The organism is Desulfomarina sp. (assembly GCF_054039375.1).
The window spans coordinates 1-10,895 of sequence record NZ_JBPLBA010000250.1 but is presented as its reverse complement, the minus strand read 5'-3'; the positions used below and the strand labels follow the sequence as shown (position 1 = coordinate 10,895).

Annotated in this window: 10 protein-coding genes; all 10 read left to right on the top strand. The window is 46.7% G+C overall.

The annotated features are described in order from the left end of the window. Nucleotides 1–322: 322 nt before the first annotated feature. The 10 genes from sat to ACXLDX_RS13785 all read left to right on the top strand — a co-directional run bounded on the left by sat (nt 323) and on the right by ACXLDX_RS13785 (nt 10,802). Nucleotides 323–1,600: a sulfate adenylyltransferase gene (sat, locus tag ACXLDX_RS13830; RefSeq protein ID WP_457577774.1), complete on the top strand. Its 1,278-nt coding sequence runs from the start codon at nt 323–325 to the stop codon at nt 1,598–1,600. Between the two features lie 124 nt (nt 1,601–1,724). Continuing rightward, a complete protein-coding gene (gene aroB / locus ACXLDX_RS13825) occupies nt 1,725–2,801 on the top strand; it encodes a 3-dehydroquinate synthase (RefSeq protein WP_457577773.1) in 1,077 nt (358 codons plus the stop codon). 172 nt (nt 2,802–2,973) lie between these two features. Beyond that, nucleotides 2,974–3,459, top strand: coding sequence for an FmdB family zinc ribbon protein (locus ACXLDX_RS13820; protein WP_457577772.1), 486 nt, complete (start codon nt 2,974–2,976; stop codon nt 3,457–3,459). Nucleotides 3,460–4,054: 595 nt separating this feature from the next. Further along, complete coding sequence (locus ACXLDX_RS13815; RefSeq protein WP_457577771.1) at nt 4,055–5,605, top strand: ABC transporter substrate-binding protein; 1,551 nt, start codon at nt 4,055–4,057, stop codon at nt 5,603–5,605. A 104-nt stretch (nt 5,606–5,709) separates the two neighbouring features. Beyond that, nucleotides 5,710–6,687 carry an ABC transporter permease gene (locus ACXLDX_RS13810; protein WP_457577770.1) on the top strand — a complete coding sequence of 326 codons (978 nt, stop codon included), beginning with the start codon at nt 5,710–5,712 and terminating at the stop codon, nt 6,685–6,687. Beyond that, nucleotides 6,687–7,604, top strand: a complete 918-nt coding sequence (locus ACXLDX_RS13805; protein ID WP_457577769.1) for an ABC transporter permease — start codon at nt 6,687–6,689, stop codon at nt 7,602–7,604. The genes ACXLDX_RS13810 and ACXLDX_RS13805 overlap by 1 nt, the downstream gene beginning before the upstream one ends. A gap of 2 nt (nt 7,605–7,606) precedes the next feature. Then, entirely contained in the window at nt 7,607–8,578 is a 972-nt protein-coding gene (locus ACXLDX_RS13800) for an ABC transporter ATP-binding protein (RefSeq protein ID WP_457577768.1), read from the top strand. 9 nt (nt 8,579–8,587) lie between these two features. Continuing rightward, a complete protein-coding gene (locus ACXLDX_RS13795; RefSeq protein ID WP_457577767.1) occupies nt 8,588–9,607 on the top strand; it encodes an ABC transporter ATP-binding protein in 1,020 nt (339 codons plus the stop codon). Further along, nucleotides 9,604–10,011 carry an acyl-CoA thioester hydrolase YciA gene (gene yciA, locus ACXLDX_RS13790; RefSeq protein WP_457577766.1) on the top strand — a complete coding sequence of 136 codons (408 nt, stop codon included), beginning with the start codon at nt 9,604–9,606 and terminating at the stop codon, nt 10,009–10,011. Before ACXLDX_RS13795 ends, yciA begins: the two co-directional genes overlap by 4 nt. Before the next feature lie 257 nt (nt 10,012–10,268). Further along, the gene (locus tag ACXLDX_RS13785; RefSeq protein WP_457577765.1) at nt 10,269–10,802 is read left to right on the top strand and encodes an acyloxyacyl hydrolase; all 534 of its coding nucleotides are present in this window, start codon (nt 10,269–10,271) and stop codon (nt 10,800–10,802) included. Nucleotides 10,803–10,895: the final 93 nt, after the last annotated feature.

Below are 10,895 nucleotides of genomic sequence, written 5' to 3'. Positions count from 1 at the left end.
TACTAAAAAATATTTAACCGGACAGTAGTGATATCAAAATAGAAATGTAAAGAGTCAGGCACCCGCTGGTCGGTCGGGTTGCTTTGGCTTTATTACAAGTACCATTATTATGAGCACATAAAAAACTTATTTCCTGAAAGATACCAATAAGCATGTTGAAAACTGAGCGATTCTTCTTGATTACCTCTTTCTCCTTTTCCCTTGACTTACCTGCTGCTTTTTTTGTATATAATGACTTTGTAAATGAATTACCGTTCAGTATGCTGTGCATAAGTTTGTATGGTGTCAGTTTTTAATATGAATTTTTTAAAAGAGGAATTTTATGTCGAAATTAGTCGCACCCCATGGTGGAAAAGGTTTGGTTTGTGCCTTGCTTGAAGGCGCTGAGCGTGATGCTGAGCTGAAAAAAGCTGCAGAACTGAAACAGATTGAAATTTCTGATCGTGCTAAAGGCGATCTGATCATGATGGGTATCGGTGGTTTTTCTCCACTGACCGGTTTTATGAAAAAAGCAGACTGGAAAGGTGTCTGTGAAAACTTCCAGATGGCTGATGGGACCTTCTGGCCTGTACCCATCACCCTTGATGTAACTGCTGCCGATGCGGCAGAAATCGCTGAAGGTTCTGAAATCGCTCTCGTTAAAGATGGTGAAGTATTTGCAACCATGCTCGTTGAAGAAAAATACGAGATGACTGAAGCCGATAAAAAATGGGAATGTGAAAAAGTCTTCATGGGTGAAGGCGAAGAATCAGTTGACGGCAAATTCTGGGAAATAGCTCCTGAAGATCATCCTGGCGTTATTATGGTAATGAACCAGAAAGATGTTAACCTGGCAGGTCCGGTTAAGGTTCTTTCCGAAGGTGAATATCCCGCCGAGTATCCTGGCGTGTATCTGAAGCCTGCTGAGACCCGTGCGATGTTTGATGAGCGCGGATGGTCAAATGTTGCAGCTCTTCAGCTTCGTAACCCGATGCATCGCTCCCATGAATTCCTGGCAAAAATTGCTGTGGAAGTGTGTGATGGTGTGCTGATTCACTCTCTGATCGGTAATTTGAAGCCGGGTGATATTCCTGCAGAAACCCGTGTTAAGGCGATTGATATTCTCATTGAGAATTATTTCGTGAAAGAGCATGTGATCAATGCCGGTTATCCGCTTGATATGCGTTATGCTGGTCCCCGTGAAGGACTGCTTCATGCAACCTTCCGTCAGAACTATGGTGTTAATAATATGCTTATTGGTCGGGATCATGCCGGGGTTGGTGATTTCTATGGCCTGTTTGAGGCCCAGGAAATATTTGACCGTATTCCCACAACCGGTGATGAGGGTAAGGATCTCCAGTGTAAGCCGATGAAAATCGACTGGACATTCTACTGTCATAAGTGTGACGGAATGGCATCCCTGCGAACATGTCCGCATGATAAGGAATCACGTGTTATTCTTTCTGGAACTAAACTCCGTAAGGCTCTCTCTGAAGGTGCTGAAATTGTTGATCATTTTGGTCGTGATGAGGTTCTCGAGCACCTTAAGGAGTATTATGCCGGTTTGAAAGAAAAGGTTGAAGTTAAAATGCAGGGAGCTGCTTCCGGAGACTCCATGTAGTTCAGGTTTCAATTGATGTTATAAGGAGATATCACCTTCGGGGGGTATCTCCTTTTTTTATGGGATCCTGGAACAGGTCAGTTTTCGCTCGCTGGATTGTGGGTGATTTTTATGAGGGTACTAAATGAATGAGTTAGTAGTTGGACTTGAAAAGAGAAGTTATCCTATTTATTTTCAAAGAAATATTCTGGATACTATAGGGGAAGATCTTCAAAAAGGAAATATCGGGAAAAAGCTGGCAGTGATCAGTGATGAAAAAGTTGCTTCTCTTTATGGGACCCGATTGATGGATTCTTTGAAGAATGCAGGTTTGCAGGCGGTTCTTTTAACCTTTCCCGAAGGTGAAAGTTATAAGACTCTTGAAACTGTAGGTGCTCTGGCCAGCAGAATGGCAAGGGAAGGATTTGATCGTTCTGATGCGATTATTGCCTTTGGAGGTGGAGTGTCGGGTGACATCGCCGGTTTTCTTGCATCTGCTTATATGCGTGGAATTCCTTTTATTCAGATACCGACAACACTGCTGGCCCAGGTAGACAGTTCCGTGGGTGGTAAAACCGGAGTTGATATACCCGAGGGAAAAAATCTACTTGGGGCGTTTTATCAGCCCCGGGCTGTTTATATTGACATTGGTTTTCTAACGACCTTGCCTGAAGATGAGCTGCTCGGTGGAATGGCAGAAGTAATAAAATATGGTGTTATCAGGGACAGGGAGTTTTTCGGCTTTCTGGAAAAAAACAGAGAAGCAATTTTGCAGCTTGATTCGGAGTTATTGGCGGAGACGATTTTTAAATGCTGTAAAATTAAGGCTGAAGTTGTAGCGGAAGATGAAAGAGAAGGTGATATCAGGAGAATTCTGAATTATGGCCATACGATTGGGCATGCCGTTGAGAGTGCATCTGATTTCAGACTTATTCATGGTTTGGCCGTTTCAATTGGTATGGCAGCAGCGGTAAGAATTTCTCACGGCTTGGGGCAGATCACTGGAGAAGAGAGGGACAGGGTTGTTAAAATCCTTACAGACTACAATATGCCTACCGAAGTTCCCGTAACTCTGGATAGAAAGAGAATCAGAAAGTATCTGATGACTGATAAGAAGGTAGTCGAAGGCAGTGTGTTTTTTGTATTACCTGAAAGTATTGGTAAAGTATTTATTACGGATCAGGTTGAAGATTCTCTGATAAATGAAGTGATTGGAGGGTAATTACTCACAGGTACCCCAGCTTTTCACAGTCTTTTTTGTCCGCATAGGTAAGTTATAGCGAACAAAAGAGCCTGCAAAAATCTGCGGCACCTGTGAGCAATTACAGTTCAGAGGTAATAAAATCGCAGAGTTGCTACCTCTGTGACCAATTACGATTGGAGGTTGAGAAAAAGTGCCGATTTATGAGTTTTATTGCAAATCATGCAATGTCATCTATAATTTTTTTTCAGCAAGAGTGAATACCGAAAAGGTTCCGGACTGTCCCGGATGCGGCAGGGAAAAACTCTCAAAACAGATATCAACATTTGCCACTATTGGAAAAGCTGAAAACAATAAGCTTGATATGCTTGCCGGTTTTGATGAGAGAAAAGTGGAACAGGCGTTTGAATCCCTGATGAAAGAATCGGAAAATATAAATGAGGATGATCCACGGCAAATGGCATCTCTGATGAGAAGCTTCTCTTCGCAGACCGGTATAAAACTCGGAGAAACAATGGAGGAAGCAATTGCCCGGATGGAGTCCGGTGAAGACCCGGAGAAAGTTGAGAAAGATCTTGGTCACCTGCTGGAAGCAGAAGATTTTTCGTTCGATCTGGTTAAAGGGAGTGTAAGAAAAAAAGAAAAACCTGGATATGACGAAAAACTCTATGAACTGTAATATGATTGCTCACAGGCACACAAGTTTTTCATATTCTTTTTTACCAGCTAGTGTCACGTCAACGATGAAATGACGTAATATTGCGCTGTATTTTTTTGTGCTATTCTGTCTGCGGCTTTGAGCACATAGTAGAGCTATGTAACATAAGCCGCAGGCGGGATGGCGCGAAAAATGACAAGCAAGATACGTCAGAGCAGTGTTGACGGGACACTAGATTGTATTTCAATGGTCTTTTCTCACAGGCCTTCATCCTCTTTGATATATATCTATCTTGAAGCAGATGAAAATTCAAGCTATGATAACGTGGAATGAAAGAGAAATCTTTTGGATAGATTTAATGCATATTTCACATATTTCGTAGTTTTTACATCGTTTTTTGCCATAATTCGTAATTTTTCACATTGAAAACTCATCCGTTTCACTGTATAGAATGTAAAATTTCTGTAATTGGACCTGCAGGCCCGGATGTTTTCCATCTCAAGGCAAATTACATGCAATATCTTGCCGTTTGTCCCCAAGTAGCGTAATATAATCGCCAAGGCCCTCGCTCTGTTTTTCTGCGAGGTTAATTATTAATTCACAAGAGGAGATAGCAGTGAAAAAACTCATAACCTTATGTCTAGCCTCCATGTTTCTGTTTGGAGGGACGTTTGCCACCGCCAAAACCTTAAAACTGGCTATGGATGCGGACCCCGTTTCCCTTGACCCCCATGTGCAGCTGTCCGGAGGCATGCTGCAATACTCCCATATGGTTTTTGATCCGCTTGTTCGCTGGACTAAAGACATGAAAATAGTGCCGCGTCTCGCCACAAAATGGGAACGTATCGATCCACTCACACTCCGTATGTATCTTCGCCATGATGTTAAATTTCATTCGGGTAATCCATTCACCGCAAAAGATGTGGCCTGGACCCTGGCCCGACTCAAAAAAAGCCAGGATTTCAAAGGGCTCTTTGAACCTTTCGCCGATGCGGTTGTGGTAGACGATTATACTGTTGATATCAAGACAAAAGAACCTTACGGACTGACCCTCAACATGTGCACCTATATTTTCCCGATGGATTCCGTTTTCTACAGTGGAAAGGATGCCAAGGGAAACCCCAAGGATGCCATCATAAAAACCGACTACTCCTTTGCCAATGAGAACGAATCAGGAACCGGTAAATACCAGGTAGTGGAAAGAGAGCAGGGACAACGCTGGGTCCTCAAGCAGTTCCCCCAGTACTGGGATAAAAATACCGGAAATGTAGATGAAATTATTCTCACCCCCATCAGTGAAAATGCAACCCGTATTGCCGCACTTCTCTCCGGTGATGTTGATTTCATCATGCCTGTACCACCCCAGGATTACGACAGGATCGAAAATAACAAGGACCTGCAGCTTATCACCATGCCCGGCTCAAGGATTATCACTTTCCAGATGAACGGAAAACGCAAACCTGAACTGGCCAACGTAAAAGTCCGCCAGGCAATTGTCTATGCCGTCAACAACACTGGTATCGTAAAAAAAATCATGAAGAACCGTGCTACCGCAGCAGGCCTCAACTCCCCCAAGGGATATGATGGATACGATCCAAAGCTTACCCCGCGCTATGACCTGGCAAAAGCCAAGCAGCTGATGAAGGAAGCCGGCTATGAAAAAGGGTTCACCGTCTCCATGGTCGCCCCCAACAACCGCTATGTCAACGACGAGAAAATTGCCCAGGCTGTCGCCTCCATGCTCTCCAAAATTGGTATAAAGGTTGAGCTGAAGACCATGCCCAAAGCCCAGTACTGGGATGAATTTGACAAGCAGGTTGCCGATATCCAGATGATCGGCTGGCATTCCGACACCGAAGACAGTGCCAACTTCTACGAATACCTTTACATGTGTCCCAACAAGGAGACCGGCAAAGGACAGTATAACAGCGGGAACTACTGCAACAAAAAAGTAGATGAACTGACCCTGGCAACCCAGTCCGAAACTGATCTCGCCAAACGTTCAGCCATGTTAAAAGAAATTGAAAACATTCTCTATAATGAAGCGGCCTTTATTCCGCTGCACTGGCAGATGCTCTCCTGGGCAGGAAACAAAAAACTGCTCAACGCCGACGAAATCATAAATGTTATGAATTTCCCCTATTTTGGTGACCTGAACATGAAATAGGGAATATCCTTTTCCCGGCGGGCAATGCGGGAAGAGATCCAACCTTTCCCGGCCCTGCACTGGATATTCCGCTGCAGGGCCATTTTTCCATCTGCAAAAACCCCATGATAGCATTCTTTATTCGCAGAGTTACTCAGGCAATCTTTGTCATGCTGGTTATCAGTATCATAGGTTTTGCCATCAAGCAGAGTGTCGGTGACCCGGTAAGAGAGATAACGGGTATTTCCGTTTCCGCAGAAGAGCGGGAAATTCTCCGGGACAAACTGGGCCTGAATGATCCCTTCATGATCCAATGGGCCCGCTTCGTGAAAGACGCCCTCCACGGAGACCTCGGTAATTCTTTTTATTTCAAGAAACCGGCCACCAAGGTGATTATTTCCAAAGCTCCGGCAACCCTGGAGCTGGTCTTTGCCACCTCCCTGCTGGTTATTCTCTTTTCCGTCCCTCTGGGGATCTATGCCGCGGTTTATCCAAACTCCTGGCTCTCCCGTTTTTTCATGGGAGCCTCGATCATCGGCGTTTCCATCCCGGTTTTTCTGACAGCCATTCTCCTTATTTATGTTTTTTCAGTCAGCCTGGGATGGCTGCCATCATTCGGCAGAGGAGATCTGGTCGAAATTTTGCCCGGCTGGAAATCCGGCTTTTTTACCGCAGATGGCCTGAAACACCTTATTCTGCCGTCAATCGCCCTCACTTCCATTATGCTGCCTCTTTTTATCCGACTTATCCGGGCCGAAATGAAGGAATCCCTGGAGACAGAATATGTCAAGTTCGCACGGGCAAAGGGACTTAAACCCTCCCGGGTTCTCTTTGTACACGCTTTCAAGAATACACTCCTTCCGGTTATTACGGTCGGTGGTGTCCAGCTGGGCACCCTCATCGCCTTTACCATTCTCACGGAAACGGTTTTCCAGTGGCAGGGCATGGGCTCAATGTTTATTGAATCTGTGGAGCGGGCTGATACTTCGCTCATGGTAGCCTACCTGGTTTTTGTCGGTCTTATCTTTGTCGTTGTCAACACGGTTGTTGACCTGATTTATGGCCTTGTCAATCCCATGGTCAGAGTTGCGGGGAGGAAATAATGGGCTTTTTAAAAACATTCAGGGAATCATTTTTCCTCTACAGTTTTATACGCGACCCCCTCGCAATCATCAGTTTTGTTGTCCTCTTTTCCCTCTGCGTGGTCAGTTTCGGAGCCCCGATTCTAGCCCCCCATGATCCATACGACCAGACGACAATTGATATCATGGATTCGGAACTGCCCCCCATCTGGAAGGACGGAGGTGATTCACGTTTTGTCCTGGGTACTGATCCCCAGGGAAGGGACATGCTCTCTACCATGTTTTACGGCATGCGGGTTTCGATCCTGATAGGCCTCGGAGCCGTGGCACTCCAGTCAATACTTGGAATCCTGGTCGGCCTGATCGCCGGCTACAAGGGAGGAAAACTCGAGGCTTTTCTCATGCGACTGGCGGATGTACAACTTTCCTTTTCCACTTACATGGTGGCAATTTTCATCGGTGCCCTTTTCCAGGGTATTTTCGGCATGGGGGTCTATGAACATTACGCCATCCCCATCCTGATCCTCATTATCGGCTTTGCGGAATGGCCGCAGTACGCTCGAACAGTCCGGGCTTCGGTCATGGCGGAAAAGAAAAAAGAATACGTTGAAGCAGCCAGGGTAATCGGCCTGCCTCCCACCCGTATCATGCTGCGCCATATTCTCCCCAACACCATGACTCCGGTTATGGTTATCTCGACGGTCCAGGTCGCCAATGCGATCATGAGCGAAGCGGCCCTCAGTTTTATAGGTCTCGGCATGCCGGTCTCTCAGCCATCCCTGGGCTCCCTCATCAAATCCGGTTTTGACTATATTTTCAGTGGTTCCTGGTGGATTACCCTTTTCCCGGGTATTGCACTGGTTGTCCTCATTCTGTCAATCAACCTGCTTGGTGACTGGGTGCGGGACTTCCTGAACCCCAAACTGTACAAGGAGTAGGCGTGGACCAGCAAGAAACACTCTTATCTGTTCGCGACCTCGAGGTCGCTTTTAAACTGCGGGACAATGTCCTGACTGCGGTTGACAGGGTCAGTTTTGACCTGGACCGGGGCCAGCGTCTCGGCCTGGTGGGTGAATCCGGAGCAGGAAAATCCGTCACCGGGTTCGGCATTATCAACCTTATCAGTAAACCCGGATTTATCTCGGGTGGATCGATCCTTTTCGAGGGTACTGATCTGGCAAGGCTCTCACTTGAGGAAATGCGACAAATCAGGGGCAACAGGATCAGTATGATTTTTCAGGACCCGATGATGACCTTGAATCCCGTTTTGACTATCGGTACACAGATGGTGGAGACCCTGCTCGCCCACAGGAATATCAGCAGAAAAGAAGCAGAAAAAATTGCCCTGGACAAGATAAGAAAGGTGGCCATCCCCTCTCCGGAAAAACGGTTGAAGCAATACCCGCACGAATTTTCCGGAGGTATGCGCCAGCGGATAGTCATTGCCATTGCCCTGCTGACATCCCCTGCCCTGATTATCGCGGATGAACCGACGACTGCCCTTGATGTCACCATACAGGCTGATATCATGAACCTCCTTCTCTCCCTCTGTGAATCTGAGAATATGGCCCTGATCCTCATAACCCATGATCTGGCTGTAGTCTCCCAGGTGGCCCAGAGAATCGCTGTGATGTACGCCGGACAGATTGTGGAACTGGGAGAAACTGAGCAGATCGTCACCAACCCCCAGCATCCTTACACCAGGGGACTCCTGGCGGCTCTTCCACAGAATGTTTCCAGAAGGGGCAGGCTTAACCAGATCCCCGGCACCATGCCAGGTATCAAACAACAGATCTCCGGCTGCCGGTTCAACAATCGCTGTAACCAGTGCGCCCGGGTTTGTCGTGAAAAAGTACCGCCCCTAACCCGAAAATCATCTGGCTGTCTTGCAGCCTGTCATATGGTGAAGTAGGACGTAAAAATGGAAAGAGAAACGCTTCTCAGCATACAAAATGTAGTGAAACACTTCGATATTTCAGGCGGTTTTCTGGAGCAGATACGTTTCAGAAATGGCCGTTTCAGCCGGGAACAGACTGTTGTAAAAGCCGTGAATAATGTCAGCTTCGATATCAGAAAAGGTGAAACGGTCAGTGTGGTTGGAGAGTCCGGATGCGGAAAGTCAACTCTTGCCCGCAGTGTTATCCGGCTCTACCCGCCAAACAGCGGCCAGGTCCTTTACGAGGGAAAAAGGATAGACAACCTGGATAACAACGCCATGAAACCGTATCGTACCAAAATGCAGATGGTCTTCCAGGATCCTTATTCTTCTCTGAATCCCCGAATGTCTGTTTTTGAAACACTGGAGGAACCGATCAGGTTCCATAACCCCGGTATTTCAAGAAGTGAAGCTGCCGACCGGGTTACCGAAGTCATGAAACAGGTAGGAGTTGATCCCGAATGGCGCAGCAGATTTCCCCATGAATTTTCCGGAGGACAACGCCAGAGAATCTCAATAGCCAGGGCTTTGGCCGTTGATCCCGAATTCATTGTTGCCGATGAACCGATTGCGGCCCTGGATGTCTCCATCCAGGCACAGATTCTCAACCTGATGATGGACCTGCAGGATGAACATGGTCTGACTTATATGTTTATCAGCCATGACCTCTCCGTTGTGGAACATATTTCCACCAATGTGGCAGTCATGTACCTGGGTACCCTCTGCGAATTTGCGGAAACGGAAACTCTTTATTCAAATCCGCGACACCCTTATACCCGCGCCCTGCTGTCCGCCATTCCCAAACTGGGAAAAAAGGATATGGACCATGTTAAACTGAAAGGGGATGTTCCCACTCCGATCCAGCTGCCGCCCGGCTGTGTCTTTCATGGCCGCTGTCCCTATGCTGACGTGCGCTGCCGTACGGAAATCCCAAAACTGACTGTTCTGGACGATGGTAGCAGAGTTGCCTGTCACGGGGTCGAAGAAAACAGGATCTCTCCATGACAGAACATGTACACCCATCAGGAGAACTGCTCCTCAGAACCCTTGCCATGCCCGCGGACACCAACCCCCTGGGGGATATCTTCGGTGGCTGGATCATGTCCCAGATGGATATAGCCGGGGGCATCATGGCCCGTGAGGCAACATGTTCCCGCGTGGTCACCGTCGCCGTGGATACAATTACCTTTATCAAACCGGTTCACGTGGGAGATGTGGTCTGCTGTTATGGTAAAATCGTTAAAATCGGCACCACCTCCATCACAATCAATCTGGAAGTTCTGGTGAAACCGGCGGTAGAAAATCCCGGTGATTCCGCCGATGAATTCCTGGTCACCAAGGCTGCATTCACCTACGTTTCCGTTGATGAAAACGGGAAAAAACAGCCAATCAAGCAGGACTGCTGCTAGATTCACCGTTCCTCAAACATTTTTTCCTTCCGCTGTTCAATAATGAATTGCAATCGGCTTCTTCTGCATTACATATTTACAACATATGCCCATTATATGATTGTTCGCAGGTATCCCGGCTTTTCGAGGTCTCTTTGCCCGCATGGGTAAGCTATAGTGAGTGTCTGTCCAGAAATGAGGATTTTTGTTCGAGATCATAGAGTTGCTGACCCTGTAAGCGGTTTCCCCATTATTAACTTTTGCAATGGGAGTATGGCATGAGAACAGCAATATTATTTTTTCTTTTTCTATCTCTTCCCACTCTTTCAAATGCATCAACTGTTGCCGGAACAAAGATCGGGACGAGCATCAGCAGAGAATTGCGAGAAAACCGCAACCTGCAACTCTATGAATTATTTTTCCTTAGACCTCTTTTTCGGTTCGACTCCGCACCATTCGATTCCCTGAAACTCTCATCCCAGGTGGAATACAGTATCGGTTTTCTGGAAGATACTGAGGCTGGAGGCGATTCAACAATGAGGTTCGCAGTAATGCCACGCCTTCTCTTCACTCCCTCACAATATTACGACCTGGTTCTCGGGTTCGGAGCAGGATACATGTCCGGAGAAACTGAATATCCAAGGCATAATCTTGGTGGCTCATTTTTCTTCCAGTCAAAAGTCGGCATTTCAATACATGTGACCAAAAAACTTTCCCTTGGCTATCTGTTTTTCCACCAATCCAACGCAGGACTCTATTCGTATAATGCCAGCCTGAATACTTTTCAGATGGAAATCACTTACACTTTATAAATCAGAAAAGCATCACTGGTTCATGACAAACTCAGATGAAAAATAAGCAGCGTTCCCCGGTTAAGAATCAGCGGTACTGGCCCAATCACCACA

What these genes read in the sequence shown, in the direction of transcription:
- ACXLDX_RS13810 (WP_457577770.1), top strand. Translation starts at nt 5,710, where the DNA reads ATGATAGCATTCTTTATTCGCAGAGTTACTCAGGCAATCTTTGTCATG.
- aroB (WP_457577773.1), top strand. Translation starts at nt 1,725, where the DNA reads ATGAATGAGTTAGTAGTTGGACTTGAAAAGAGAAGTTATCCTATTTAT.
- ACXLDX_RS13805 (WP_457577769.1), top strand. Translation starts at nt 6,687, where the DNA reads ATGGGCTTTTTAAAAACATTCAGGGAATCATTTTTCCTCTACAGTTTT.
- yciA (WP_457577766.1), top strand. Translation starts at nt 9,604, where the DNA reads ATGACAGAACATGTACACCCATCAGGAGAACTGCTCCTCAGAACCCTT.
- ACXLDX_RS13785 (WP_457577765.1), top strand. Translation starts at nt 10,269, where the DNA reads ATGAGAACAGCAATATTATTTTTTCTTTTTCTATCTCTTCCCACTCTT.
- ACXLDX_RS13795 (WP_457577767.1), top strand. Translation starts at nt 8,588, where the DNA reads ATGGAAAGAGAAACGCTTCTCAGCATACAAAATGTAGTGAAACACTTC.
- sat (WP_457577774.1), top strand. Translation starts at nt 323, where the DNA reads ATGTCGAAATTAGTCGCACCCCATGGTGGAAAAGGTTTGGTTTGTGCC.